Here is a 24159-nt window from a genome sequence, read left to right on the forward strand (position 1 = left end):
GCTCAACCCTTCTTCCGGGTCGTTTCGGCGAGGCTGAGCAGGCCGTTGGGCAGCACCAGCATCAGGACGATCATCAGGCCGGAATAGATGAGCAATTGGAATTGGCCGGTCTGGAACAGGAGGTCCCAGCCGAAATAGAGCACGAGTGTGCCGAGCATCGGCCCGAACACATAGCCGAGGCCGCCGAGGAAACAGTTCAGCATGAAGTTGACGGAATCGGTGACCGTGAAGCTCGACGGATAGATCGATTGCGAGATGGCGGCGAAGATGGCGCCGGCCACGCCGCCGAAGAAGGACGACACGGCGTAGGCGATGATGCGCAGATAAGCGATGTTGACGCCGATCGAGGAGGCCAGTTCCTCATTCTGCTGCAGCGACTGGCAGAGCTTGCCGATGCGCGAATTGACCAGGCGGTACATCACCCCGAAGCAGATCACCATTAGCGTGACCGCCAGAAGATAGAAGGCAAGCCGCGAATTCTGCAGCGTGGCGAAATCCGGAATGATGGTCAGGCCGAAGACCGACAGCGCGCCGGGCAGCGGGATGCTGACGATGCCCTTGGCGCCGTTGGTGATCGGCAGCGCCAGCGCGAGCAGCCGCGCCACCTCCGTCAGCACCAGCGTGACCATGGCGAAATAGACGCCACGCAGCCGCAGGATCGGCAGGCCGATCAGCACGCTCGCAGCGGCGCAGAACAGGCCTGCGACAGGAAGCGTCAGCCAGAACGACCAGCCATGGTTCATCACCAGTATGGCCGAGACGTAGCCGCCCATCAGCGCATAGGCACCCTGGCCGATGTTGATGCGGCCGATATAGAAGGTGAGCCAGACACCTGCGCTGGCGATGCTGAGCAGCGCCACCGAGGTCAGCGTGTAGTAGATATCAAAACGGCCGCTTGCCGAGATCGCGGCCGGCACGGCGATGAAGACGATCGCCAGGAAGGCCGCGACCCATGCGATTTTCATGTTGCGGTTGCGGGTCATGGCGCCATCAACCCCACGGCTTGCCCATCAGCCCGTTGGGACGGACCGACAGAAACACCATCAGGGCAGCGAATATGACGAGGTAGGTCACGTCGCCATATTCGCGCAGCACGGTGAGCCCGACCGACTCCATCATGCCTAGGATGAAGCCGCCAGCGATCGCGCCGCCGACGACGCCGGCGCCGCCGATCATCACCATCAGGAAGGCCTTGATCGAGATCGGCCCGCCAATGCCCGAGTTGACGCCGGTGATGGTGACCAGCAGCCCGCCGACGGCGCCCGCGAGCATGGCGCCCATGGCAAAGCCGATCATCGAATAGCGATCGACGCGGACGCCCATCAGCTGGGCCGCGACGCGATCCTGGGCAAGCGCGCGCATGGCCCGCCCAACCCGGCTGTACTGCATATAGAGCACGAAGGCGGCGATGAAGACGATCGCCAGCACGCCGACGACCATACGATCGTAAGGCATGATGATGCCGGCATCGTTGAAGACGCCCTTGACTATCTTGGGAACGCCGCGCTGCTTTTCGCCGAACAGAAGCAGGATGACGGCGTCGAAGAAAAAGGCCGTCGCGGCAGCGAGCAGCATGGTGCTCTCCTCGCGGTGACTTCGCCTGATGACGGTGCGGAAGAGGAATTTCTCCATCAGCGCGCCGATGACGGCGAGCGTGACGCCAGAGGCGAGCAGCGCGACCACGAAAGGCAGGCCGAGCTGGCCGTAGACAGTGTAGGTGATGAACCCGCCCAGCACATACATCTGCCCGTGAGCAAAATTGAGCACGTTCATCAGGGCGAAGATCAGGGTCAAGCCCAGCGCGATCAGCGCGTATTGGGCACCGAGATACAATCCGTTGGCGATGACCTGTTCCATGGATACCTTCGATCTTCCGCGGGGTCCGGCCTATCGGACCCCGCGGCAAGCTGGAGGAATGACGCTCGAAGGTGGCGCTAGTCGACGGAACCGACGAACAAGGTCTGGAAAGCGCCGTCCTTATATTCGTTGACCACCATCGGCACCGAAAGCTGGCGCTTCTGGCCGAAGGAGGTCATGCCGACATAGCTGAGCTTCGCGTCGCCCTTCAGGAAGGGATTGGGCGCCGAGAAAGTGTCCATGGTCTTCTTGAATTCCTCGACGTTGTTGATGGCCGCCGGATTGGCCTTCAAGGTCTCGATGATGTATTCGAGCGCATAGACCTTGGTGTTTGACTCGTCGTTGTATTCGCCGAACATCTTGGTGTAGCGGGCGACGAATTCCTTCATCGCGTCCGAGGCGATCTCCGGCGTGGAGGCGCCGCCGACGGAGATGAAGCCGTTGGCGTATTCGCCGGCGCCCTCTTCCAGGACCTTGGCGTCCTGCGCGGTTTCCGTCGAGATCAGGCCTTCATAGCCGAGCTCGCGGGCGGCGCGGATGAGCAGCGGCGCGTTGGCCGGGGCCACGCCGGACAGGACGAGCAGGTCGGGCTTCAAGGCGACGATCGGCGTCAGCACTGGCGTGAAGTCGCGGGTGTCATTCTGGTAGGTGTCGTTCTGGGCGACGACTTCCAGTCCAAGTGCCTTCGCCGCCTCGACGCCGCTGTCGCGCTGGCTGAGCGGGTCGGATTCATTGGCCGCGACAAAGGCGATCTTCTTCACGCCTTTGTTTTCCTTGAGATATTTGTAGATCGCAGGGCCTGACTGATAGTTGGCGATCATCCCGAGCACCGCATTGGAGGCCGGCTTCTGGTAGAGCGCCTTGGGGAAAGCGTAGGGAAAATAAATGATGCCGTTGGCCTCGGCGACGGGGCGCACCGCGGCGGCGCCGTCATCGACATTCGGCCCGACGACATAGTGGATGCCTTCCTGCGCCATCTTCTCCATGCCGGCGATGGCGCGCTTGGGATCCTTCTGGTCGTCGAAGGTCACGATATTGATCTTGTAGGTGTCGTTGCCGATCTTGACGCCACCTGTCTCGTTGATCCAGGCGGCGCGGGTCTGCATCGAGCGCACGTTCGACGTGCCCCAGGCGGCAGCGGGGCCGCTGGTAACGCCGACGAAGCCGATCTTCAGTTCCTTGTTTTCAGCCTGCGCGGACGAAATGCCGAGAGCGGCAAGCGCCAGGGTCGAGACGGCGCCGAGCGCCATTGATTTCAGAGTCGAGCGACGGTTGATCATAGTTTCAGTTCCCCTTGGTTATCGCGCTTTGTGTTTTGCTCGTAGGCTGCGCGTATAGCGTAAGGGAAACCGGCCGAGGTCGATTGTCAACATCTTTCTTCATTATTGTATACAATGTCTGGATCGACTGTGTGCGATGACCCGCAGACCCGCGAGAGGATCGGTATTCAAAAGAGGCCACGTCCGGCCAACACAGCCACCCCGGCGAACTCCGATAAGTTCGCAGAGACCATAACGCAAAGAGGGTCGAGGCTTGTCGAAAACGCTCCGAGGAACGCCGCCCCCAGGGAATCCTACTTCCCGCAATAGTTATCGTTGATGTAGTTCACCGCATTCGCGTCCGGTCCGACGCGGTGATACGCGCAGGCGCCCGCCGCCGTGGTGGTCATCTGCTGATCGTAATAGCGCGGACCGCCGAACAGCGTCTCGATGATGTCGTCGCTGGCTGGAACATAACGCTCCTGTTTGACGACGCGGTAGCGATGCTGTTCGCCAGCGGCGGCCGGGCCCGCCATCATGGCTGCTGCGGCAAGCACGAGCGCGGCGATTGCAAAATATTTCGTCATGGCAGCGACCTTCTGGCAATTCGGATCTGCAGCATAGCCAAAATCGCCAGTGGAACAAAAGTTCCCGTTTCGCACTCGCGGCCGGTGAGTTCCTCGACACAGAAATTTGTGCGATGCGCATCATGGATAGGGGAGCAGTTCGCGCTCGAGGTGTCGATCGATCGCCGCCACGTTCAGCAGCAGCATTTGAGCGACCAGCAAGGATGGGGTGCGACAAAAACCGCAGCCGAGACCAAGACTCCTGTATGTTCGCCCGATTGCGATCAAGGAATTAGGAAGGAGCTACCCCAATGGACTTGTTCAAACTGGATGGCGACGTCGCGCTGGTCACCGGCGCCGGCAGCGGCATCGGTCAGGCGATAGCGGTCGGCCTTGCGGAGGCCGGTGCCGACGTCGCGTGCTTCGGTCACGCCTCGAAGGGAGGGCTCGAGGCGACGGCGCAGAGGATCACCGCGCTCGGCCGCAAGGCGCTTGCGATAACCGGCTCGGTGACGTCGGAAACCGATCTTGCCGCCGCCGTCGAGCGTATCGAAAGGGAGCTCGGCGCGCTTACGGTTGCCGTCAACAATGCAGGTATAGGCGGCGCACACGCGGCCGAGACCTTGCCGCTGGCCACGTGGGAAGAACTCTACGGCATCAATGTCGGCGGTGTGTTCTTATCCTGCCAGGCCGAGGCTCGCGTGATGCTGCCGCGCCGCAAGGGATCGATCATCAACGTGGCCTCCATATCCGGCTCGATCGTCAACCGTGGTCTCCTCCAGGCGCACTACAACTCGTCGAAGGCAGCGGTCATTCACATGACCAAGAGCCTGGCGATGGAATGGTCGGACCGCGGACTGCGGCTCAACGTGCTCAGCCCCGGATACACGCTGACCCCGATGAACCGCAGGCCGGAAGTGGCCGAGCAAGTGAAGAACTTCGAGCGCGATACGCCCATGGGTCGCCTCGCGGCACCCGAGGAGATGATAGGCCCGGCGGTGTTTCTGGCCAGTCGAGCCGCGTCTTTCGTCACCGGCATCGATCTTATCGTGGATGGCGGCTTCGTGTGCTGGTAGCAGAAGCGAAGCGCGGCGCGCTTCGTACTTGAATCGAAGGACGTCGCGGCCCTTGCAAAGGGCCGCGGGAAACGCGTCGCGATCCGACCCGAAACCGGGATCCGCCGTTGCATTTGTGCCAGGTCGCCCGCCTTCTCAAGCGCAGCGGCCGGCAGTGGCTAGTTATGGTGGATTTCCGTGCCGAGCACCTTCAGACACTCACGAATGAAGGCAGCAAGTGCGGTCCACCCTTTGGCCGAAACCATCGTGCCGTCTACATAGGCGTCGGTGGGCGAGAGGTCGATATAGGTGCCGCCCGCAAGGGTGACCTCCGGCTCGCAGGCCGCCAGCGCACCGACCTTCTTGCCGCGCACGACACCATCCACCGCTATCAGAATCTGCACGCCGTGGCAGATCGTGAAGATCGGCTTGCCGGTCTCGTGGAAGTGGCGGACCATGGCCTGAACGCGCTTGTCGGTGCGGATGTATTCCGGTCCGCGGCCGCCGGCGCAGTAGACCGCATCATACTGGTCGATCTGCCTTTCCGCCTCCGAAAACGTCTTGTTGATCAGCGCGTAGTGTCCGGGCTTCTCGGTATAGGTCTGGTCGCCCTCAAAGTCGTGCAGCGAGGTCTTGATCCGGTCTCCGGCGTTCTTGTCGGGGCACACGACATGGATGGTGTGGCCTACGGCTTCCATGGCCTGCTGATAGACGAAGATTTCGTATTCCTCGGTGAACTCTCCGGTCAGCATCAGTATCTTTTTGGCTGGCATGGTCTTCCTCTCGGTTGCGTGGCAGTGCAAGGCGCGCCTTGGGTTTTGGGGATCGGATTGTGGATGTCAGCAAAGGCATGTTTCACCCGCTTGGAACGTCCGGCCGCCTATTCGAACGCAGGCAGGAGCCTGTCGCGCGAGTTCTCGATGTGCACCCGCATGGCCCTTCGCGCCGCGTTCGCATCGCCGGCTGCGAAAGCCGAGAGAATGGCTTCGTGCTCGTCGAGAGCCTCCTCGGTTACGCGCGAGTGGTACATCAGCCGGAAAATGTGAAAATGCGTGTGCTGGTGGTTCAGCGTCTCGCGGATGATCTCGTTCTGCGCGAACTCCATGATCTTGTCATGGAAGATCGCATCCTGGCGGGCGAAGTTGGAATAGCGAAGGCGCTCGTCCCTGCCCTCGCCGCGGGTCATGACCCCCGCCGCCTCTTGCAGGGCCGCCAGCCGGGCAGCGTCGAGGCTGACCGCTGCCTTGGCCGCGGCGGCAGGCTCAAGCAAAAGGCGCAATTCGTAAAGCTCGTCAAAACGCCGGCGTGTGATCTGCGGTGCGGCGCGATAGCCGATCAGATGGGTCTTGATCACCAGGCCTTCGCCTTCCAGACGCCCGAGAGCCTCGCGGATCGGCGTATGCGAGACATCCAGCTCCCGGACGAGATTGTCCACGGTTATGCGCGACCCCGGCGCGATCTTGAGCGACATGAGTTGCTGGAAGATCGCCTCGTAGACGTCTCCCGCGAGGCTGTTTGCGCGCTGGATTCTGCCCGTCCGCCGCGCGTCATCATCAAGCTTCACATCGGGGTTCTGCATCTTTTTGCCTCTTGACAGGAAGGACCACTAACACGATGCTCCGGCCAATTCAATCCTATATCCTATACGATTTTATAGCGGATACGCCTAAATGGAAGCGATGGATCGCCGATCCATACTGGAAGGGCTCACTCGATGACCTTGTTCGCCGCAGCGCGATTGCCGCGTGAAATCTTATTCGGCAAAGGCCAGCGCCAGGTGCTGCCGCAGGTCGCATCCAGGCATGGCAAGCGCGCGCTCGTCTGCACGGACGAGCGCTTCGCGGCAACGGCCATATTCGGCGAGATGATGGCCGCGCTGAGGAATACCTCGGTTGAAATCCTTGTCCATGACCGCACTCTGCCGGACGTGCCTCGGGACAGCGTCGCGGTCTGTGTTGCCGAGGCGAAGGATTTCAAACCCGACATGGTCGTTGGGATCGGTGGCGGAAGCTGCCTCGACATGGCCAAATGCGCGGCGCTGCTGATCAGTCATGGCGGCAGGCTTCAGGACTACTATGGCGAGTTCAAGGTCCCGGGCCCAACGCTGCCGCTGATTGCCGTGCCGACCACCGCCGGCACCGGCTCGGAGGTGACGCCCGTAGCCGTCATTTCCGATCCGGAGCGCCTGCTGAAGGTCGGCATTTCAAGTCCTCACCTCATCGCCGCCGTCGCGCTATGCGACCCGGAGCTGACCGCGACTTGCCCGCCCGCGCTCACGGCAATTGCAGGCGCCGATGCCCTGACGCACGCCATCGAAGCCTTTACGGCGGCGAGACGCGGAACCGATCCGACACTGCCGCAGCAGCACGTCTTTGTGGGCAAGAGCGCTCTCACCGACCATTTCGCGCTATTGGCCGTCAAGCTTCTTGGCCGCAGCCTGGAAAGGGCCTACCGGGACGGTGCGGACGAGGATGCGCGCGCCGATGTGATGATGGGCGCCTTGGCGGCCGGCTGCGCCTTCGGCACGGCCGGGACGGCCGCCGCCCATGCCGTGCAATATCCGGTTGGCGCGCTCACCCACACGCCGCATGGGTTGGGGGTGGCGACCATGCTTCCCTATGTGATGAACTACAACTTGCCCGCCGCCGCCAGCGAGTTTGCCGAGGTTGGTGCAGCACTCGGTCTTCCCCATGCCAACATTGAACTCAAGGACAGGGCTTCCGCGACCATCGCAGAGGTCTCACGGCTTTTCGGCTCGATCGGCATCACACGGACGCTGGCCGAGCTGGGCTTGCCTGCCGGCAAGATCGAGTGGACCGCCGAGCAGGCGCTCGGCATCGACCGCCTGATCAAGAACAACCCCCGCCCTTTCGACGCCGCCGCGATGCGACGGCTGGTGCAAGCGGCCTATGACGGCGATATGCCCGCCGTTCTGATGTGAAACAGGAGACACCTGATGAACGCTTCTCCAGGGCTTTTGGATGAGGAGGACGTCTCCGAATATGCCACGTTCTCACACGGGCTCTATATCGGCGGGCAATGGCGGCCCTCGTCGGACGGGCGCGTTATCGAGGTGGTCGATCCATCGACGGAATCCGTCATCGCGGCTGTTCCCGATGCTACGCTGGCTGACGCCGCGGCCGCCGTCGACGCCGCGGCCAAGGCGGCGGCTGCCTGGCGCGAAACTGCCCCACGCAAACGGTCGGAGATCCTGAGACGTTGCTTCGAACTGATGACCGAGCGGGCGGAAACGTTGGCCGTGCTGATTTCGTTGGAGAACGGCAAGGCGCTGCGCGATGCACGCGGCGAAGTCGCTTATGCGGCCGAGTTCTTTCGGTGGAACGCCGAGGAAGCGGTTCGCATCAGCGGCGAGTTCGGCCTTGCGCCTTCCGGCGCAAACCGCATCGTCATCGACTACCAGCCGATAGGCATATGTGTGCTCATCACGCCATGGAATTTTCCAGCTGCCATGGCCACACGCAAGATCGCGCCGGCGCTCGCAGCCGGCTGTACCGTGATCCTGAAGCCCGCCAGCGAAACGCCGCTGACTGCCTATGCGCTTGCCGCGCTGTATGAGGACGCCGGCGTCCCGCCCGGTGTCGTAAACGTTCTCACCACGTCCAATCCGGGACCGCTGACCGCTGCCATGCTCGCCGACCCGCGAGTGCGCAAACTCTCGTTCACCGGCTCCACCGGCGTTGGGCGCGTTCTTCTGGCCGAAGCAGCCAGGCACGTCATCTCCTGTTCGATGGAGCTTGGCGGCAACGCTCCCTTTGTCGTGTTCGACGACGCCGACCTGGAGGCAGCGCTCGACGGAGCGATGATTGCCAAGATGCGCAACGCCGGCGAAGCATGCACTGCCGCCAACCGGCTTTATGTCCAGGCGGGTATCCATGATGCGTTCGCGGAGGGACTGCGCAAGCGCATGGCCGCCCTCAAGGTAGGCCCCGGCACGGACGTCGAGACCGAATGCGGCCCGATGATCACTCGCAAAGCCATCGAGAAAATCGACCGGCTCGTCAAAGACGCGGTCCGTCGCGGTGCAAAGGTGCTGTGCGGAGGCGCAGCCTCGGATGACAAGGGCTTTTTCTACCCGCCGACGGTTCTTTGCGACGTTGCCCCGGATGCGGAGATGGCGCACGAGGAAATATTCGGTCCCGTCGCTCCAATCATGCGCTTCGACGATGAGGCCGAAGTCATCGCGCGCGCCAACGACACCGAATACGGGTTGGCGGCCTATATCTATACGCGCGATCTGGCCAAGGGCATGCGCGTGGCATCAAGGATCGAGTCGGGTATGATAGCGCTGAATCGGGGCCTGATGTCCGACCCTGCGGCTCCCTTCGGCGGCGTCAAGCAGAGCGGCCTGGGACGCGAAGGCGGGCAAAAGCACGGCATCAGCGAGTTCCTGGAAGCCAAATATATCGCCGTGACGATGTGAGGGCGCAGGCGTGACCAGGGATCCGTTTCGCATCCGCGACCACGTTACGGAGTTCGACGATATCGTCGCAGAGATCGTTCGCCGCAGCGCGGAGACCCGGGCGAAAATCCCGAGCGTCGCCGATATCGCCTACGGACCGGACGCCGCCGAAACCGTCGATCTGTTCTTTCCCCTGGGAAAACGCGATCGCCTGCCGGTGCACATGTTCATCCACGGCGGCTACTGGCGCATGTTCTCCAAGCGCGATTATTCCTATGTCGCGGACACGGTGACGCGGGCGGGCGCGATCGCGATCATCGTCGACTATTCACTGATGCCCTCGGTGAGGATGGCCGCCATCGTCGAGCAGGTGCGCCGAGCCAAGCGTTGGGTGCTCGAGCACATCGCCGAGCATGGCGGCGATTGCGGCCGCCTGACGGTCAGCGGGCACTCCGCCGGCGCCCATCTGGCGACGATGCTGTTCAACGATGACGGCCGATCATCAAGCGTTAAAGGCGCGCTGCTGCTTGGCGGCTTGTACGAGCTGAAGCCTCTGCAGACCTCCTTCCTTGCCGCCGAGATCGCCATAACGGACGAGGAGGCCGCCAGCCTGTCGCCGCTGACACATCGCTTCGATCCCGCCGTAGAGGTCGAGATTGCTGTTGGAGCCGAGGAAACGCCGCCGTTCCACAGCCAGGCCGAGGCATTTGCGAAGCATCTGCGAAAACAAGGGCTGGCAGTTTCTCAAACCGCCCTCTCCGGTGCCAATCACATGAGCAGCGTTCGCGACCTTGGAGTGAGTGGAACCGAGGCATCGGATCGTCTGGCCAAGCTCATCGCCACATAGAGCCCTATCCAGATACCGGGCCGCTGGCCTGCGAAGTGGAATGCTGCGCTCAATCCCGCTCAAGCGGCGCAGGCCGCAAGCGCGCCGGCTGCATGGGGCGGCTATGGCGACAAAAGCGTCAAATCGTAAGAGACCGTAGCCGCTCAAAAGTTCCCCGCCTTGAAGGCTGCCGTCGCCCGAACCATCAGATGCGCAAGCGTCTCCGGCGACCCTGCCGCGCGTCAGTCGCGCGATATGGACAGCCCGGCGAGAAGCGGCGCGTGCGCGGCAAGCCTGCGGGACATGAACTCGGTGAAGAGCCGCACGCGCTTCGTCTTGCGGGACTCCCCCTGCGTGAGAAGCCAGAGCGTTCCGTACATGTGCAGGTCGGTTCCCGGCACGCGCTTGGCGCGACAGAGAAACATTGTGCGCCTTCGAGCGCTTCATCCGCTCCTTGGGGACTGTCCACACCGCGGGCCCTTCCAAGGAAGGCAGCCAGGTCGACGAGGTCTAGCCAAGTCGCTGGCCGGCTCAGATCTCGAGCAGCGCATAGGGCCGGCCCGTCGGCTTCGCGACGTGCATGGCGACATTGTAGACTTTCGCGCCGCCGGGAGTTTGACCTTCGAAGGTGCCTCGATGCGCATGACCATGCACGACGGCGCTCACCTTGAACCGGTCGATCGTTTCGGCCAGCCGGGAAGAGCCGAGGAACGGGAAGATTTCAGGCGGCTCGCCAGCAACCGTTTCCGCGATCGGGGCGTAGTGAAGCACAACAAGTGTCCGCTTGGCGCGGACTTGCCGCATGGCGTTTTCCAGCCGCATCGCCTCGCTGACGCTCTCGGCCACCATGGCCTTGATTGCCGGCTCACCGAAGGACCCGAGCATCCTCGAGCCGAACCCGCCAACAAAACCTTTGACGCCGACAAAGCCGACTTCCATCAGTTCTGTCGCCTGTCCGTCGAGGAGGTAAACGCCGGCCTGGCGAAGTGTCGCCGCTATCTGCTCGGCGCAACCGGATTCGTAGTCGTGGTTGCCGAGCACCGCGACCACGGGAATCGAGCAGGCCCGGAGATCCTCCGCCAAAAGCTCGGCCTCCTTCGGCTTGCCGAGATTGGTGAGGTCCCCGGTAAGCACCAGGACGTCGGCTTCGCGCGAAACCTCGCCGAACAGGTCGCGATGGGAGGTCTGGGCATCTTCCTGAACATGCAGATCGCCCACCGCGGCGACTTTGATTTTGCCGTTTCCGTTCGTTTTGCTTGCCCTGCTTTGTTCAGCCATCGTGAAATTCTCCAACGCCGCCGACACCGGCAAAGCCCCATTCCTTGACATCGATCTCGTAGTCGACCTGCGACAGCAGTCGGCCGCGGCAGATCTTCATCCTCGGTGAAGGCAATTGCCGCTGCCTGGCGAGCCGGTCGAGCAGATCGTCAAGCAACCAGTCGGGAATGCGGTCGCGTTCGCTGGGATAGATCCAGCGGAAATTCAGCAACTGCATCAGCAGCACCTCCCAGTGGATGTCGAGATAAGACAGCAGCCTTTGCCAGTCGATCTGCTCATGTGCCTTGAGGATGGTATGGGCGATATCGGCACCGTCGTGCCGTCCCCTGTCCTGGATGAAGCATTTCGACCAGATAAGTTCCGTAGGTCCGATGATCCTGACCCGGCTGCCCAGCAGCTCGACCTGCCGGGCATGCTCCAGCCACTGGTCCTCGACCTGCATGGTGCCGTTGGCGGAAGCAAAGATCACGTCGAAGAAATGCGGACCTTCGAAGACCTTCCCCAGCCAGCGATCGTCCTCGATCACGACGGCGTAGCCGATATCCTTGAAATGGGCGAGGATGCGCGGACAATCGCCTGCCTTGCAGAAGATATCGAGGTCCTTGGTCTGGCGCACGACGCCGGTATAGGCACTCACCGCATATGTTCCGGCAACGAGAAAAGGAATGTCGGTGGCGGCGAGCTCGCGGATCGCGTGGGTATAGAAAGCTTCCGCCTCCGCGCTCTTCAGCGTCGGCTCCGCCTTAGCGTCGATCACAGGCAGCGTCGCCAGCACGCCCGGCAACTCGTCATCGGCCATCGACCGTTGCTCCGAGCTCAAATCTTCATTCGGGATGTAAACAGCAACCTGACCGGCTGGTTCCGTTGCCGGCGACTGTGGGTGAGCCTCACCTCAGTCCCCTTGGTTGCGGTATAGGCGCTCGGTTGCACGATCGCTCTCGCGGCGTTCGGCCGGTCCTCGATGCCGGCGGGTCAAAAGAGCATAAACGAGCACAAGCAGGAGAATAATCGGCCCGCCGATCACGACGAAGGCCCACAGATCGATACCGAGCATGGCTTTTCCTTCCCGGTTGGAGGCGGTCGGTCGTCCGGCTAACCGAGTTGGCGGCCAAATGTTCCGCCCACCGTCCGTGCGAGGCGACAGTTAAGCCGATCTCGACTCACGGCCGTGCCCATGCTCGACGAGACGGAACGTAGCGGTCGCGTCCAGGTTTACTGAAGAAGCGCTCTCCATGGAGAATGGGATCGCTAAAGGCCTTCCGCAGGCATTGCGGAGCCAATTGAAAGCCCGGTCTGCTTATCCTCGTTGGTGACACAGGAGCGCAGACCGGGCCTGCCTCGGTGAGGGAACTAAGGCCGCCGCAGTCTGCGCCACGATCGGTCGCGCCGCCTTAACATAGGTTGTTGTCGCAAACGCCGATTGAAGGATGATGCCGTGTCCGATCACCGTTTCAGCGGCAAAGCGGCCATGCGCTATCGCAGCAAACGTTTTCGCAAACCGGTCGTGGTGCAGCCAGGTCGCATCGACCGTGACCGCGTCGTCGTGTCGGTGCTGGATGCGGCTGACGTGCTTTTGCACGATTGGCCCAAGCCTCATTTGAGGACACGGCGCCGCGCGATCCAGGCCTGCCTTGCGGTGTTGCGCAATCAGGAGCCGCCAAGGGTCGCACACCAGGCTTTCATCGCTGCTGCCGAGGACGCCAGAATATTGCTTCGCGACCAGAGCTGAGATCAGACGCATCCCGGGTCCGCCATGGGCGAGCCGAGATTTTGCCCGCCCCGATCTGATCCACCAGCCAGCGGGATCGTTCCAGCAAAAAGGCGGCTCCCCGCGATGGCCATGCCGTTTCTCCGATCAGGCGCTCGGTACGCCGGCGGGTGCGAGGGGGGACTTCCGAACCGCACCGAGCCGCATGTTCCGTGCAGCGGCCGACGGAACGTTTACCGGCGGACGTTGTTCTTCAACCAGGAGGAACGGTGATGACCGACGACAAGAACCAGCGTGATTTCCGCGACCGCGACCGAATATCGGGCGACGAAGAATATGAGGTCGCGTATTTCGCGCGGAAATTCCAGCTGACGATGCCCGAAGCCCGGGAGCTTATTCGCAAACACGGCAATGACCGCGCGACGCTGGAGCGCGAAGCCAAGGCGCTTGGTTCCCGTTAGGCCGGAATGACCTGGCGCGGATGCGTCTGGCTGAAGCCGCCGGCGAAGGGAATGCGCGCGCAAAGCCAGTGTGATTGACCGAAGCGCCAATGTCTCCAGACGTGTCGTTGCAGCGCCGAAGCTTCAAAGAATTTTCCCGACTCCCTCTCATGGGTTAATGCGCGACCGCGAGACCGGGAGCATTCGTTGGCTGCAAGAGAATAAGCGCGGCTTAGGGAGGTGCGGCGTGATCAAATATCATCCTGTCCGGCTGAACGAACTCATCGAGCACTATATGGAAACGCGTTCCTCGCACCGCTCGCCGGTGTCGGTGGCCGCGGCCACGCGGGCCATCCTTACTGTCATGCCGGATTGCTCGGTAGAGTCTCCTCAATTGAGCAACATGATCGCGCGGTCGGCCGTCAAGCACGGACACGCCGTCAGCTTCGACTTGATGTCGGTTTAATCCGGCGAGGATCTCTCAAGGGGCCGCAAGGCCGGCGCGCCATGTCCAGCGGGTGACGCGCCGGATTGGTCGGCAGTGGGCTTGTCCAGCTGCGATTGGCAACACGAGAGGGGCGCGGCTGCGTCGTAGCCGGTGGCGGACACTCGCGGCAGCCGCTTCTCAGCGCTTGGCACACGACGCATGATCAATCGCGGCTCCGGCCCTCGAGATCGGTCATGCCCATTTCGACGCGATCTTGACCAGGCGCTTCCAAGGCCTCGTGGCTGGCCGCGACGGGATCGATAGCCGTGAAACCGAGCGCGAAAATCGCGGCTGTGATATCCTGCTCAGGAAAATACGCGTCTCCAGGACGGTGCACGAGCATCGGCGACTTTGTCGTCCATATGCGCTTCCTGCTCGCAGTCGTCCGCGGCAAACGGACGTTAACATAGGTAAGGTCGTTGCCCGATCGTTCTGTGTATCACGGACAAGAAGGATAAGGATGAGGCGGCCTCTGATCCGGAAGCTCGAGAAGTTCACGCGGCTCTCGCAGGCCGACAAGGACATGCTGCTCAGAATAGCGGCGCAACGGGTTCGACGTTTCGCCGCGCGCGAGGATATCATCCACGAGGGCGAGAAGCCCGAATTCATCAATCTGATCAGCGAGGGCTGGGCCTGCCGCTACAAGACCCTCGAAGACGGCCGCAGGCAGATCATCGCATTTTTCCTGCCTGGGGACCTGTGCGATCTGAATGTCTTCGTCCTGAAGGAAATGGACCATTCTATCGGCGCCATCACGCCGGTCGTGGTCTCGGAAATCTCGCGCACGGCCTTCGACGAGATGATGATCGGGCATCCGCGCATCACCCAGGCACTGTGGTGGGAATCGCTCGTCGCAGCGGCGATACAGCGCGAGTGGACCGTCAACCTCGGGCAGCGCGATGCACTGGAGCGCATGGCGCATTTACTATGCGAGCTGTTCATCCGGCTGGAAGCTGCGGGCTGCACGAGCAACAGCAGTTGCGAGTTCCCGTTGACGCAGACGGAACTGGGCGAGACGCTGGGCATGTCGACGGTTCATGTGAATCGCACGCTGCAGGAGCTGCGCGCCTCGAACCTCATCGTGCTGAAGGACAGGACTCTGACCATTCCCAACCTTAAGGCATTGCAGGACGTCGCGCTGTTCAATCCCAATTATCTGCATCTCGATCGCGAAGGCAGGCATCTCGATGCCAATGAAGAGTGATGTCAAAGGGTCCGCCCAAAGAGCCGCTTGAACGCAGCCTGGCCGAGGTCCAGACGGCCCTGCATGAGCATGCGAGTGCCGAAGCCGGGCTGCGCGCAAGCGAGGAGAACCTGCAGGATTTCGGAGAGGCCGCCTCGGACGTGCTTTGGATTCGCAACGCCGAGACGCTGCAGTGGGAATATCTGAGCCCGGCTTTCGACGCCATTTACGGCATGAGCCGTGAAAAGGCCCTGGCTGGCGACAACTTCGCCAGCTGGATCGACCTTGTCCTGCCTGAAGACCGCGAGCATGTGCTGGCCCAGATCGAGCGCATTCGCGACGGCAAAAGCGTCACCTTCGAATACCGTATATGCCGGCCGGCCGACAATGAGATACGCTGGCTGCGCAACGCCGATTTTCCGATGCGCGATGAAGCGGGAAAGGTCGCCCAGATCGGGGGCATCGGTTACGACATCACGCATCAGAAGGAATGCGAGGAACAACACCGGGCCCGCTTCGCCGAATTGCAGCATCACGTGCGCAACACGCTGGCCGTCATCCGCTCGATCGTGCGGCGCACGATGGAGAGAAGCGAATCCCTGGACGAAGCCGCGGCCCATCTGGAAGGCCGCATCAACGCCTTCGCCCGGGTCCAGGCGGCCATCACACGCCGTCCGTCGATCGGTATCAGTCTGGCATTGATCGTGGCGGAAGAATTGCGTGCTGCGGGCGGCCGGGAAGGCGAGAACCTGACGATCGACGGTCCGCCCGTGACGCTTGCGCCCAAGGCCGCCGAGACAATAGGGCTGGCCATCCACGAGTTAGCGACCAACGCCCTGAAATACGGAGCACTGTCTAGCCGCGCAGGCCGCATCGACATCCAATGGCAGCTGGAGGAAGAGGACCTGCTCCATTTCAAATGGATGGAGAGCGGATCCCACGATTTCAAACCCGTCGAGCGGCGCGGCTTCGGCTTGGAGGTTCTGGAGGGCACCTTGCCATACGAGCTCGGAGCGACGGTGGACTTGCGGCTGGCTCCGAGCGGGCTCAATTTCACGGCTGCCATCCCGCTTGAGGCCATCGGCGGCCAGTAGCACGACCACCGCCGTCGGCGACATGGTTGCCGCCCTCATCCAGACTAGGCGCGATGACCGTCAGCTGCTTCTCAAAAAGCGAGCCTCGTCCTCGTCCCTTTGCCGGCCGCCAAGCACTCCCGCAACGGCCGCGATGAAGGCGCCGATCACCAGCGACAATGCGCCAACCAGAGCAGTGGTGGCGCTTGCCTTGCGGGCCTTGTCGGCGGCCGCCTTGGCTTTGTTCTTGGCATCCTCGACGCTAGCGAGGACGTCGTCCACCCGCTTCTGCGCATCGGCTTGTGGCAGGCCCGTCCGCGATGCCACCAGGCGGGCAAGATATGCCTTGTCATTCGCGCTCATTTCGCCGTTCGCAGCGCTGATTGCCAGTATGCGTGTTGCCTGCCCAGCGGCATCGGCATTGTTCTGAGGCGTGCCGGCCGGTGGTGTTGCAGCGGCTGCGTTATCGGCCGGCCGGAACAACGCGTCGACGAAATATCCAGCCAAATCATTGGCGGATGGCGACTGCGCCGACGAGGCCTGCGAAGCTGCACCGGCTGCGACGCCGCTCAACAAGCCGGTCGTCGCCTGGGCGCCAGTGCCGACAATTCCCGAGATCGCCGTACCAAGGACGGTGGCCACCAGCAAGGTGGCAAGCGCCCAGGCCAGGAACCCGTGAGCGGTATCGCGGAAATACACCTCATCGGTATGAACGTTGACCCACTTGGTGCGAAGCCGTCCGGCAACATAGCCGCCAAGCGCGGATGACAGCCATTGCACTATGACCAGCCAGACCGCGGTCGACACGGCGAAAGTCGTCAGCGAAGCGCCGCCCCAGGGCGACATCATCGTCAGACCAAGCCCGGAACCGACGAGCATGAGGACGAGCGTCAGAGTGGCCGCGGCGAAAGCGCCTGCCACGATAGGTCCCCAATTGACGGCAGACGAAGATGTTTCGATCGCGGCTTCGTCGACCGCGGAAAAGGCATTGGTCATTGTCCGCTCCTACCGCGCGAAAAGCATCAAAAGGATAATGATCGGAATCGGAACGCCGAGCAGCCAGAGTAGAATACCTCGTCCCATTTGTTCCTCCTGCAAGTAATCTTCAGTGCTTGTAGGTAATTCCCGGATTCGGCTTTCGTTCCACCCGCGAGCAGAGCTCTGAGACAAAGGCCGGTTTCGCCTCGACTCCGAGCGCTTGATTGAGGCAAAGGCCTGTCCCCGTTGTGTAAAAGGGGCCGATCCTCGTCGACGAATTCACCGGCTCCTCTCTTGCCCGCTGACCGGGCTTCGCCATGGTCGACCGATCAGAAACCCGCCCGGCCAGGGCTGGCGGATTCCATTTTGGCCTTTTGAAACGCCACAAGTCTGTCGCGGAACAAAGGCCGGGAATAGCGGTTCGGGCCCCATCAAACAGCAAGGAGCCTTCAGCCATGAGCTTGCGTATGTTGCTCGTTCCATCGACGGCCGTCGCGTTGATGCTTGCCCTTCCGGCCTTCGCGGCCGACGACGCGCAGACCTTCGTCGACAAGGCTGCCATCGGCGGGATGTTCGAAGTGGATTCCAGCAAGATCGCGCAAGACAATGCGAAGGATCAGCAGATCAAGGATTTCGCCAAGCGGATGATCACCGACCACGGCGCGGCGAACGCCAAACTGCAGAAGATCGCCGCCGAGCAGAAATTGCAGGTACCGACGGGATCCGATGCGGAGCATAAGAGCGATCTGGAACGGTTGCAGAGCACGACGGCCTCGCTGGATCAGCCTTACGTGGAGATGCAGCGCAAGGCACATGCGGACGCGGTCGGCCTGTTCGAGGCCTACGCCAAGGACGGAGACAATCCCGCGCTCAAATCTTTCGCGGCGGAAACCCTGCCGACACTGAAAATGCATCAGGACATGATCGAGAAGATCGCCCGCGCCAGCGCGAGCATGCCGGCGGTCAAATCGGCATCGACACCCAAACCACCCGCTCCGGTTCCCGGCGCAAACAGCTTCACCGAGGCCCAGGCGAAGAAGCGCATCCAGGATGCCGGCTATGCGGACGTGTCAGCGCTCGCCAAGGACGAGCAGGGCATCTGGCGTGGCCAGGCGACGAAGGACGGCAAGGGCACCTCCGTTGCACTCGACTATCAGGGCAACGTCTTCGCCGGCCAACAATAGACAGGAGAACCGACATGCAAACGATGACCGCGCTGTTCGACGACTATGACGACGCCGCTGACGCGGTGGGCGAGCTGGAATCCATTGGCGTCCCGTCATCCGACATCAGCATCATGGCCAACAATGCCCGCGGCTGGTATCGAAACACGCCATCCCCGGCCGCCGAGGATGCCGCCAGCGGCGCCGGTATCGGCGCGGTCGTGGGCGGCGCCGGAGGCTTGGCCACAGGCCTGGGCGCCATGGCGATACCTGGCGTCGGGCCGGTCGTCGCGGCCGGCTGGCTGGCGTCGACAGCCGCGGGCGCCGTCGCTGGAGCGATTGTGGGCGGCGCGGCCGGCGGCATTATCGGCAGCCTGACCGATGCCGGCGTGCCGGAGGAAGACGCGCATGTCTATGCCGAAGGCGTCCGCCGCGGCGGCACGCTGGTGACAGCTCGCGTCGAGGACGACCTCGCTTCGGAAGCCCGGGAAGTCCTTCACAGCTCCGCGTCGGTCAACATCGCCAACCGCCGCAGCGAATATGAAGCGGACGGGTGGGCAGCCTTCGATCCGGCTGCCGGCGATTACTCGGCTGAGGATGTCGAGCGGGAAGCGGCGCGCCGAAGGGCGACCTAACCTCGCCGTCGGCGGCCACAACAGACGCAAAGCCAGCCAGGAGTTCGACATGAGACGGGTGCTTCTGCCACTGATATTGGCTGCGGTGGTCCTGGTGCTCTGTTATTGGGCCTTCGTCTATGTCGGCACACGCTGGCAAACAGCGCCAGTCAAACGGACGCCCGAGCAAAACCAGGGCGGGAACGCGCCGCAGGATACCTCGCCGGCCGCCGGCATCACGAAGAATCCACAGGATGCCAGCAAGATGCCGGGGGTTCAGTGACAGTTCGAGCGCGATATCCGCTCTTTCCTGGAGGCCTACTCGCGCGCGATGAATTTGTTGAAGCGGCTGATGGTACCCTCCGCGGTCATGTCCTGGTGGACAAACGCCAAATTGTCGTCGTCCAGCACTTTGAAGAAGTCTTCCCATTCGATCGGTCTCAGATCTTCGTCGCCTGCGCCGAAATCGACCCGCAGGATCGCGCCCTTCCCCGGCCCGGCGACGACGGCAGGCCTACCCTCGCGCGCCTCGATCCAAGCTCGGATCACTTCGTGATTTGAGGTCGTCATAGCCTCGCTCATTGCGGCCTCCTGGTTGACAGTTCCCGCTATCTCAGGGGAACCCGGAGGTATCCCGCTTGTTCCCCTTGCGCCCGGTTCGGGAGCCACGCGGCGATCCAGACGAAGAAGGCCCGCTGCCTGCATGCGGCAACGGGCCATGGGGCCTGATGGGACCCTGGATCGCTAGAGGGAGGGCGATCGGCTTTCGAACCGGCAGGCGACAGAAATGTTCCGGAGAAAGTTTCACGTTTCTAGCGCGTCGGGTACTGGGAAAACTTTCTTCGGCATTTTCGGTGTCGCCTCGCGCCCGCTGAAATGATGTTGCCGAACGAGCAATCGGGACGAATGTTTCAGCCGGCGGAGCGGGCATGCCCTGCCTTGGCTATCTTGGACCTTCATCCGATTCTTCCCCTGCCCCGGTCGCTTGGGAACTGTCCGATTTTAGCCGCGAGAACGCACGAACCGGCGCTTGCCTCGGTGCCGGGGCGCGAGATTTTCGGCGCCACCATCGCGGCAGAAACTCGGCAATCAGGCTTTGAATTATGCCTTTCATCCGATCGCCTCATGGAAGGTTTGGAGACGAACAACTGCCGGCCATGATTGTTCCGCATCGTCGCGATCGGAACGTCCCAGTCGACAATCAATTCGGGCGGGCTTTGCGCGCCCGCAACGCTATCGCGGCGTCGAGCTTACGCGCCAGTGCCAACATTCGAGACGGTGCACTCTCGCATCTCAGCGCCTCCAACGCGACGCTCGTCTCGCGCTCGGGCGTCGTGATCTTGGAGGGCTCCTCCTCCGATCCGAGCACTTGACGAAGCTTGCGTGTCACGGCCGCTCCCCTAACGTGGGTTAATGCCTGCCCCACTAACCCACTGACAGGAAAAAGGTTCCTGTCTCGCCAGTCTGCTGGACCGACGAACTTCCTCTCGGGACAGCTGTCCCGAATATCGTCGGCGCAGCCTATTGCCTGCCGACGCTTATTAGGAAGCTCTCCAGCGCCTCTCGGGTCTGCTCAGGCGCCTCGCGGGTCGGAAAGTGCCCGACGCCCGGCAGAAGCTCACGTTCGTAGCTTGCCGAGAAATATTCCTCCTTGCCTTCGGACGAACCCGGCAGAACGACGCGGTCGTCATCGCCATGAAGGACCAGTGTCGGCACCGAGATGACCTCCGCCTCAACCTGCTTGCGCGCGAGTTCAGCGTAGCGCGGATCGGGATCCGCCTCCCCCCAGCGCACGCGATAGGAATGCAGCGTCACGTCCGGCCAGTCCGGATTTTTGAAGGACCTCGCCACACGTTCAAACAGCGCGTCGTCAAACCAGCCTGGCGGGCTCCAGCTGCCCCACTGGAATCGCGCGAAGGAGTGGCCGTGCTGTCGCACGACCTTCTCGCCGCGCTCGGTCGCCATGAACCACTGGTACCAGAAGGCCCTCGCCTGCTCCAAAGGCGGCGTCGGAAGCGAGCCGGGTTGCCATCCCAGCGAAAGCGCCGCGCAGCATCTTATCCTCTGCGGAAAGACGGAGGCGAGCAGGTAGGCGATGCGTGCCCCCCAGTCGTGGCCGACAACCGCGAACCGTTCGAGGCCGATGGCATCGGCAAAGTCGAGCGCGTCCTGCGCCATGGCGGCGATCTCGCCTGAGCGCATCGTTTCGCTGGAGTGGAACACGGTTCCTCCAAACCCGCGCAGCCATGGCGCGAAGGTGCGAAAGCCCGCGGCATGAAGAAATGGCGACACGTCTGCAAAAGTGGTCGCATCGTCAGGCCAGCCATGAAGGAGCAGCACAGGCGCTCCGTCCTCGGATCCGCCGCTCACATAGGCGACCCGCAGCAGCGGCGTGTCGCAGAAAACAGGCTCGTCCACAGATCCTCCTCAGAGCAGCACATTGCAGTGGCCGCCCAACCCCTTGCAATCAGGTTTGTTCCTTGTGACCGCCGGCCGGCCCGATCCGACGAGGGAACCAACCGTGGTCTTGCCGGTTCGGAAGCCAACAGCGGAGCCTCGCCATGCCCAACGCAGCCGAAATCCTCGTCGACACCCTGATTGCCTGGAACGTCGAAGTCGTGTTCGGCCTGCCCGGCGACGGCATCAATGGCGTCATGGAGGCGCTGCGCAAAAACCGGGACAGGATATCCTTCGTCCAGGTGCGGCATGAGGAATCGGCCGCGTTCATGGCTTGCGCCTACGCCAAATGGACAGGCAAGCTTGGCGTGTGCCTCGCAACGTCGGGGCCCGGCGGTACTCACCTTCTCACCGGCCTCTACGACGCCAAGCTCGACCAGGCGCCGGTGCTGGCAATTACCGGCATGCAGTTCCATGACCTGATCGAGACATTCACGCAACAGGATGTCGATCTCACCCGCGTCTTCAACGACGTCAGCGTCTACAACGTCCAGGTCTCGGACGCGGCGCATATGGAGAACGTGGCCAGCCTCGCCTGCCGCACCGCGCTCGCCCGCAGGGGCGTCGCCCATCTTTCAATCGCCAGCGATATCCAGGAACAGCCCGCCGACGCGGCCAAGCGATCCAAGCGCAACCGGCCGGCGCACACGCCGCAGGGCATGTTCGTTCCTCACTGCGTCGCGCAAGACGGGGAGTTGGACAAGGCCGCGGCCATTCTCAACGACGCAGCGCGCGTGGCGATCCTCGCGGGACGCGGAGCGATCGGCGCGGCAGCCGAGCTTGAAGAATCGGCGCGGCTGTTGCAGGCGCCGGTCGTCAAGGCGCTGCTGGGCAAGGCGGTGCTGCCGGACGACCATCCCTACACCACTGGCGGCATCGGCATTCTGGGCACCTTGCCATCGCAGGAGGCGATGGAAACATGCGACGCCGTGCTCATTGTTGGCTCGACCTTCCCCTACATCGAGTATTACCCGCGGCCGGGCAAGGCGCGTGGCGTCCAGATCGATTGCGATGCGCAGCGCATCGGCCTGCGCTTTCCGGTCGAAGCCGGTCTGGTCGGCGATGCGGCGGAGACCTTGCGCGCCCTCAACAAGCGGCTGAAGCAGAAAGCTGACGGCGAGTTCCTGGCGACGGCGCAAGGCTCGATGCGCAAATGGCGCGAGATGATGCGCCAGTCCGAAGACGACTTGGCTCATCCTCTCAAGCCGCAACGCGTCGCGCGCGCCTTCGGCGAACGTCTTGCGGAGAATGCGATTCTGGCCACCGATTCCGGCCAGAACACAGAGCTTGCCGCCCGTCATGTCGATCTCCGCGCGGGGCAAGCCTTTAGCGTCTCCGGTGCGCTTGCCTCTATGTCCTGCGGCCTCAGCTATGCGATTGCCGCCGGCATAGCCTTTCCCGGCCGCCCTATCGCGGCGATCGTCGGCGATGGCGGGCTCGCCATGCAACTGGGCGAGTTTTCGACGGCCGTGCGCTATGGCATTCCGCTGAAACTCCTGGTCATCAAGAACAACATGCTGAACCAGATCGCCTGGGAGCAGATGATGTTCCTCGGCAATCCTCAATTCGGCTGCGAGCTGCAGCCGATCGATTTTGCCAAGGCCGCCGAGGCGATGGGTGGAAAAGGGTTCAGCATCGAGCGGGCGGAGGAGGTCGAGCGGGTGCTCGACCAGGCTTTCGCCGCCAGCGGGCCGGTGATCATAGAAGCGCTCGTCGACGCCTATGAGCCGATGATGCCGCCGAAAATGCCGCCCGATTACGCCAAGAACTTCCGCAAGGCGCTGCCTCGGACTCCGGGCCGCGACCAGATCGAGGAAAACGTCGCCCAAGAACCAGCCAAGACGATGATGGAGGCCGGCGAATAGGCGGGAATTCTGACACTCGCCCTTTCCCGCCAGCGCCGTCGAATGGTCGATGTTCATCTCGGCGGCGGCGGCACCCCGGATCGGGAAATCCTGGCGGCGATGCGGCAGGTTCCGCGTGAAGTCTTGATGGACCGGGCTACGAGGAATGGTCATCAGGGAAACCAGCACCCGAAATCCAAAAAATCCGAGCGACGCTGATATGGGAAAACGATCCCGGCATCGGCACCTCTAAGGGCACTTTCAAGGAGCCATGGCGGGACACGGTCGAAGGCGATGTGAAACGACTCCAACATCGCGGCCGGGATCGACCCGAGGCAGAAAGTTCGAACAACAAATAAGCCTAGTTGTTCTATGACGCGCATTCGATATGGCAGCATTGTTGGTTTCAGGTGTAATCGACAAGAAGTTATGGATAGCACCTGCCACTCTGGAACATCGACAGGGATTTCTTGTTTGAGACATATCGCAATCGGGCGATCAAACAGGAGACTTCCCCATGATTAGACTTCTCTCGGCTTCGGCTGTCGCAATTGTCCTGGCTACATCCGCAATGGCCCAATCCAGCGGCTCTGGAACCAGTGGCAACGGGTCTGGAACAGGCACCACGACCGGAACCAACGGCATGAACAACAACGGCAATGTCGGCACGGTCGATCCAAACGCCACAAACAGCACGACCACAAAACCGTCCAGCGGCATGGGCGACCGGTGCAAGGACGCGGCTGGCAACGATATCGACAACAATACCGCTAGCGGCAACACCACATCCAACATGCAGAATTGCAACAAGTAGGCGTTTCGCGGCTGTAGCTTTCGCACACCGAGAAGGTCCGCCTGTGTCGAGGACGGGCCTTCTTGGTCACGATTTGGGATACTAACCGCTGCGCCTCACATCCCGCGGTCCGGAACATAAAGGCAGAAGGAGTGCTG

At 62.3% G+C, this 24159-nt stretch carries 27 protein-coding genes and 1 pseudogene; 14 read left to right on the forward strand and 14 right to left on the reverse strand.

Annotated features, from left to right (window positions below):
• Positions 1 to 2: 2 nt before the first annotated feature.
• The 4 genes from LB529_RS10495 to LB529_RS10510 all read right to left on the reverse strand — a co-directional run bounded on the left by LB529_RS10495 (position 3) and on the right by LB529_RS10510 (position 3703).
• The gene (locus LB529_RS10495; RefSeq protein WP_224711031.1) at positions 3 to 983 is read right to left on the reverse strand and encodes a branched-chain amino acid ABC transporter permease; all 981 of its coding nucleotides are present in this window, start codon (positions 981 to 983) and stop codon (positions 3 to 5) included.
• A 7-nt stretch (positions 984 to 990) separates the two neighbouring features.
• Positions 991 to 1857: a branched-chain amino acid ABC transporter permease gene (locus tag LB529_RS10500; protein WP_224711032.1), complete on the reverse strand. Its 867-nt coding sequence runs from the start codon at positions 1855 to 1857 to the stop codon at positions 991 to 993.
• A 77-nt stretch (positions 1858 to 1934) separates the two neighbouring features.
• Positions 1935 to 3137 (reverse strand): ABC transporter substrate-binding protein, encoded by a 1203-nt coding sequence (locus LB529_RS10505; RefSeq protein WP_095768827.1) that lies wholly within the window; start codon positions 3135 to 3137, stop codon positions 1935 to 1937.
• A 293-nt stretch (positions 3138 to 3430) separates the two neighbouring features.
• Positions 3431 to 3703 (reverse strand): hypothetical protein, encoded by a 273-nt coding sequence (locus tag LB529_RS10510; protein ID WP_095768828.1) that lies wholly within the window; start codon positions 3701 to 3703, stop codon positions 3431 to 3433.
• Positions 3704 to 3993: 290 nt separating this feature from the next.
• Here LB529_RS10510 and LB529_RS10515 point away from each other — a divergent pair, with 290 nt between their 5' ends.
• Complete coding sequence (locus LB529_RS10515) at positions 3994 to 4758, forward strand: SDR family oxidoreductase (RefSeq protein WP_224711033.1); 765 nt, start codon at positions 3994 to 3996, stop codon at positions 4756 to 4758.
• A gap of 158 nt (positions 4759 to 4916) precedes the next feature.
• Here LB529_RS10515 and LB529_RS10520 read toward each other — a convergent pair whose 3' ends face one another.
• Positions 4917 to 5510: a DJ-1/PfpI family protein gene (locus tag LB529_RS10520; RefSeq protein ID WP_095768830.1), complete on the reverse strand. Its 594-nt coding sequence runs from the start codon at positions 5508 to 5510 to the stop codon at positions 4917 to 4919.
• A 107-nt stretch (positions 5511 to 5617) separates the two neighbouring features.
• Positions 5618 to 6316 carry a GntR family transcriptional regulator gene (locus LB529_RS10525; protein WP_224711034.1) on the reverse strand — a complete coding sequence of 233 codons (699 nt, stop codon included), beginning with the start codon at positions 6314 to 6316 and terminating at the stop codon, positions 5618 to 5620.
• Between the two features lie 135 nt (positions 6317 to 6451).
• On the opposite strand from LB529_RS10525, the gene LB529_RS10530 reads away from it, so the two are divergent.
• Genes LB529_RS10530 through LB529_RS10540 form a run of 3 tightly spaced genes read left to right on the forward strand, consistent with a single transcriptional unit; the run spans position 6452 to position 10004 of the window.
• Positions 6452 to 7678: an iron-containing alcohol dehydrogenase gene (locus tag LB529_RS10530; protein ID WP_224711035.1), complete on the forward strand. Its 1227-nt coding sequence runs from the start codon at positions 6452 to 6454 to the stop codon at positions 7676 to 7678.
• Positions 7679 to 7693: 15 nt separating this feature from the next.
• A complete protein-coding gene (locus LB529_RS10535) occupies positions 7694 to 9178 on the forward strand; it encodes an NAD-dependent succinate-semialdehyde dehydrogenase (protein ID WP_224711036.1) in 1485 nt (494 codons plus the stop codon).
• Positions 9179 to 9188: 10 nt separating this feature from the next.
• Entirely contained in the window at positions 9189 to 10004 is an 816-nt protein-coding gene (locus tag LB529_RS10540; RefSeq protein WP_224527757.1) for an alpha/beta hydrolase, read from the forward strand.
• A gap of 221 nt (positions 10005 to 10225) precedes the next feature.
• Here LB529_RS10540 and LB529_RS10545 read toward each other — a convergent pair.
• The 4 genes and pseudogenes from LB529_RS10545 to LB529_RS10560 form a co-directional block, all read right to left on the reverse strand.
• Positions 10226 to 10387, reverse strand: a pseudogene (locus LB529_RS10545) (LysR family transcriptional regulator); the annotation flags it as partial.
• Positions 10388 to 10514: 127 nt separating this feature from the next.
• Positions 10515 to 11261 (reverse strand): metallophosphoesterase, encoded by a 747-nt coding sequence (locus LB529_RS10550; protein WP_140844352.1) that lies wholly within the window; start codon positions 11259 to 11261, stop codon positions 10515 to 10517.
• Complete coding sequence (locus LB529_RS10555) at positions 11254 to 12060, reverse strand: hypothetical protein (protein WP_095768838.1); 807 nt, start codon at positions 12058 to 12060, stop codon at positions 11254 to 11256. Before LB529_RS10555 ends, LB529_RS10550 begins: the two co-directional genes overlap by 8 nt.
• A gap of 93 nt (positions 12061 to 12153) precedes the next feature.
• On the reverse strand, positions 12154 to 12315 hold the full coding sequence (locus tag LB529_RS10560; protein WP_224711037.1) for a hypothetical protein: 162 nt from the start codon (positions 12313 to 12315) through the stop codon (positions 12154 to 12156).
• Positions 12316 to 12681: 366 nt separating this feature from the next.
• On the opposite strand from LB529_RS10560, the gene LB529_RS10565 reads away from it, so the two are divergent.
• From LB529_RS10565 to LB529_RS10575, 3 genes are all read left to right on the forward strand, one after another.
• Positions 12682 to 12990 (forward strand): DUF982 domain-containing protein, encoded by a 309-nt coding sequence (locus LB529_RS10565; protein ID WP_224629450.1) that lies wholly within the window; start codon positions 12682 to 12684, stop codon positions 12988 to 12990.
• A gap of 251 nt (positions 12991 to 13241) precedes the next feature.
• Positions 13242 to 13430 (forward strand): DUF3606 domain-containing protein, encoded by a 189-nt coding sequence (locus tag LB529_RS10570; RefSeq protein ID WP_224629451.1) that lies wholly within the window; start codon positions 13242 to 13244, stop codon positions 13428 to 13430.
• A 226-nt stretch (positions 13431 to 13656) separates the two neighbouring features.
• On the forward strand, positions 13657 to 13875 hold the full coding sequence (locus tag LB529_RS10575) for a hypothetical protein (RefSeq protein WP_224544276.1): 219 nt from the start codon (positions 13657 to 13659) through the stop codon (positions 13873 to 13875).
• Between the two features lie 184 nt (positions 13876 to 14059).
• Here the strand turns inward: LB529_RS10575 and LB529_RS10580 are convergent, their stop codons facing one another.
• Positions 14060 to 14239, reverse strand: coding sequence for a hypothetical protein (locus tag LB529_RS10580; RefSeq protein WP_224638492.1), 180 nt, complete (start codon positions 14237 to 14239; stop codon positions 14060 to 14062).
• Positions 14240 to 14356: 117 nt separating this feature from the next.
• Here LB529_RS10580 and LB529_RS10585 point away from each other — a divergent pair, with 117 nt between their 5' ends.
• Both LB529_RS10585 and LB529_RS10590 read left to right on the forward strand, forming a co-directional pair.
• Positions 14357 to 15100, forward strand: coding sequence for a Crp/Fnr family transcriptional regulator (locus tag LB529_RS10585; protein WP_224629454.1), 744 nt, complete (start codon positions 14357 to 14359; stop codon positions 15098 to 15100).
• Positions 15100 to 16173: a sensor histidine kinase gene (locus LB529_RS10590; protein WP_224629455.1), complete on the forward strand. Its 1074-nt coding sequence runs from the start codon at positions 15100 to 15102 to the stop codon at positions 16171 to 16173. The genes LB529_RS10585 and LB529_RS10590 overlap by 1 nt, the downstream gene beginning before the upstream one ends.
• Before the next feature lie 60 nt (positions 16174 to 16233).
• On the opposite strand, the gene LB529_RS10595 is transcribed toward LB529_RS10590, so the two are convergent.
• Positions 16234 to 17148 carry a hypothetical protein gene (locus tag LB529_RS10595; RefSeq protein ID WP_224711038.1) on the reverse strand — a complete coding sequence of 305 codons (915 nt, stop codon included), beginning with the start codon at positions 17146 to 17148 and terminating at the stop codon, positions 16234 to 16236.
• A 437-nt stretch (positions 17149 to 17585) separates the two neighbouring features.
• Here LB529_RS10595 and LB529_RS10600 point away from each other — a divergent pair, with 437 nt between their 5' ends.
• From LB529_RS10600 to LB529_RS10610, 3 genes are read left to right on the forward strand one after another with little or no spacing between them, the layout of a single operon-like run.
• Positions 17586 to 18314: a DUF4142 domain-containing protein gene (locus LB529_RS10600; protein ID WP_224544398.1), complete on the forward strand. Its 729-nt coding sequence runs from the start codon at positions 17586 to 17588 to the stop codon at positions 18312 to 18314.
• A 14-nt stretch (positions 18315 to 18328) separates the two neighbouring features.
• Complete coding sequence (locus LB529_RS10605) at positions 18329 to 18928, forward strand: hypothetical protein (RefSeq protein ID WP_224711039.1); 600 nt, start codon at positions 18329 to 18331, stop codon at positions 18926 to 18928.
• Positions 18929 to 18977: 49 nt separating this feature from the next.
• Complete coding sequence (locus LB529_RS10610; protein WP_224711040.1) at positions 18978 to 19190, forward strand: hypothetical protein; 213 nt, start codon at positions 18978 to 18980, stop codon at positions 19188 to 19190.
• 35 nt (positions 19191 to 19225) lie between these two features.
• Here LB529_RS10610 and LB529_RS10615 read toward each other — a convergent pair whose 3' ends face one another.
• Positions 19226 to 19489 (reverse strand): hypothetical protein, encoded by a 264-nt coding sequence (locus LB529_RS10615; protein ID WP_140542264.1) that lies wholly within the window; start codon positions 19487 to 19489, stop codon positions 19226 to 19228.
• Between the two features lie 939 nt (positions 19490 to 20428).
• Positions 20429 to 21325: an alpha/beta fold hydrolase gene (locus LB529_RS10620; protein ID WP_224711041.1), complete on the reverse strand. Its 897-nt coding sequence runs from the start codon at positions 21323 to 21325 to the stop codon at positions 20429 to 20431.
• Positions 21326 to 21468: 143 nt separating this feature from the next.
• Between LB529_RS10620 and LB529_RS10625 the strand changes: the two genes are divergently transcribed.
• Both LB529_RS10625 and LB529_RS10630 read left to right on the forward strand, forming a co-directional pair.
• Positions 21469 to 23229: a thiamine pyrophosphate-dependent enzyme gene (locus LB529_RS10625; protein WP_224711042.1), complete on the forward strand. Its 1761-nt coding sequence runs from the start codon at positions 21469 to 21471 to the stop codon at positions 23227 to 23229.
• 622 nt (positions 23230 to 23851) lie between these two features.
• Positions 23852 to 24022 carry a hypothetical protein gene (locus LB529_RS10630; RefSeq protein WP_224711043.1) on the forward strand — a complete coding sequence of 57 codons (171 nt, stop codon included), beginning with the start codon at positions 23852 to 23854 and terminating at the stop codon, positions 24020 to 24022.
• Positions 24023 to 24159: the final 137 nt, after the last annotated feature.

The organism is Mesorhizobium sp. CA5, from assembly GCF_020165105.1.
Lineage (GTDB): Bacteria > Pseudomonadota > Alphaproteobacteria > Rhizobiales > Rhizobiaceae > Mesorhizobium.

What these genes read in the sequence shown, in the direction of transcription:
- LB529_RS10495 (WP_224711031.1), bottom strand. Translation starts at nt 983, where the DNA reads ATGACCCGCAACCGCAACATGAAAATCGCATGGGTCGCGGCCTTCCTG.
- LB529_RS10500 (WP_224711032.1), bottom strand. Translation starts at nt 1,857, where the DNA reads ATGGAACAGGTCATCGCCAACGGATTGTATCTCGGTGCCCAATACGCG.
- LB529_RS10505 (WP_095768827.1), bottom strand. Translation starts at nt 3,137, where the DNA reads ATGATCAACCGTCGCTCGACTCTGAAATCAATGGCGCTCGGCGCCGTC.
- LB529_RS10510 (WP_095768828.1), bottom strand. Translation starts at nt 3,703, where the DNA reads ATGACGAAATATTTTGCAATCGCCGCGCTCGTGCTTGCCGCAGCAGCC.
- LB529_RS10515 (WP_224711033.1), top strand. Translation starts at nt 3,994, where the DNA reads ATGGACTTGTTCAAACTGGATGGCGACGTCGCGCTGGTCACCGGCGCC.
- LB529_RS10520 (WP_095768830.1), bottom strand. Translation starts at nt 5,510, where the DNA reads ATGCCAGCCAAAAAGATACTGATGCTGACCGGAGAGTTCACCGAGGAA.
- LB529_RS10525 (WP_224711034.1), bottom strand. Translation starts at nt 6,316, where the DNA reads ATGCAGAACCCCGATGTGAAGCTTGATGATGACGCGCGGCGGACGGGC.
- LB529_RS10530 (WP_224711035.1), top strand. Translation starts at nt 6,452, where the DNA reads ATGACCTTGTTCGCCGCAGCGCGATTGCCGCGTGAAATCTTATTCGGC.
- LB529_RS10535 (WP_224711036.1), top strand. Translation starts at nt 7,694, where the DNA reads ATGAACGCTTCTCCAGGGCTTTTGGATGAGGAGGACGTCTCCGAATAT.
- LB529_RS10550 (WP_140844352.1), bottom strand. Translation starts at nt 11,261, where the DNA reads ATGGCTGAACAAAGCAGGGCAAGCAAAACGAACGGAAACGGCAAAATC.
- LB529_RS10555 (WP_095768838.1), bottom strand. Translation starts at nt 12,060, where the DNA reads ATGGCCGATGACGAGTTGCCGGGCGTGCTGGCGACGCTGCCTGTGATC.
- LB529_RS10560 (WP_224711037.1), bottom strand. Translation starts at nt 12,315, where the DNA reads ATGCTCGGTATCGATCTGTGGGCCTTCGTCGTGATCGGCGGGCCGATT.
- LB529_RS10570 (WP_224629451.1), top strand. Translation starts at nt 13,242, where the DNA reads ATGACCGACGACAAGAACCAGCGTGATTTCCGCGACCGCGACCGAATA.
- LB529_RS10580 (WP_224638492.1), bottom strand. Translation starts at nt 14,239, where the DNA reads ATGCTCGTGCACCGTCCTGGAGACGCGTATTTTCCTGAGCAGGATATC.
- LB529_RS10585 (WP_224629454.1), top strand. Translation starts at nt 14,357, where the DNA reads ATGAGGCGGCCTCTGATCCGGAAGCTCGAGAAGTTCACGCGGCTCTCG.
- LB529_RS10590 (WP_224629455.1), top strand. Translation starts at nt 15,100, where the DNA reads ATGTCAAAGGGTCCGCCCAAAGAGCCGCTTGAACGCAGCCTGGCCGAG.
- LB529_RS10595 (WP_224711038.1), bottom strand. Translation starts at nt 17,148, where the DNA reads ATGACCAATGCCTTTTCCGCGGTCGACGAAGCCGCGATCGAAACATCT.
- LB529_RS10600 (WP_224544398.1), top strand. Translation starts at nt 17,586, where the DNA reads ATGAGCTTGCGTATGTTGCTCGTTCCATCGACGGCCGTCGCGTTGATG.
- LB529_RS10605 (WP_224711039.1), top strand. Translation starts at nt 18,329, where the DNA reads ATGCAAACGATGACCGCGCTGTTCGACGACTATGACGACGCCGCTGAC.
- LB529_RS10610 (WP_224711040.1), top strand. Translation starts at nt 18,978, where the DNA reads ATGAGACGGGTGCTTCTGCCACTGATATTGGCTGCGGTGGTCCTGGTG.
- LB529_RS10615 (WP_140542264.1), bottom strand. Translation starts at nt 19,489, where the DNA reads ATGAGCGAGGCTATGACGACCTCAAATCACGAAGTGATCCGAGCTTGG.
- LB529_RS10625 (WP_224711042.1), top strand. Translation starts at nt 21,469, where the DNA reads ATGCCCAACGCAGCCGAAATCCTCGTCGACACCCTGATTGCCTGGAAC.
- LB529_RS10630 (WP_224711043.1), top strand. Translation starts at nt 23,852, where the DNA reads ATGAACAACAACGGCAATGTCGGCACGGTCGATCCAAACGCCACAAAC.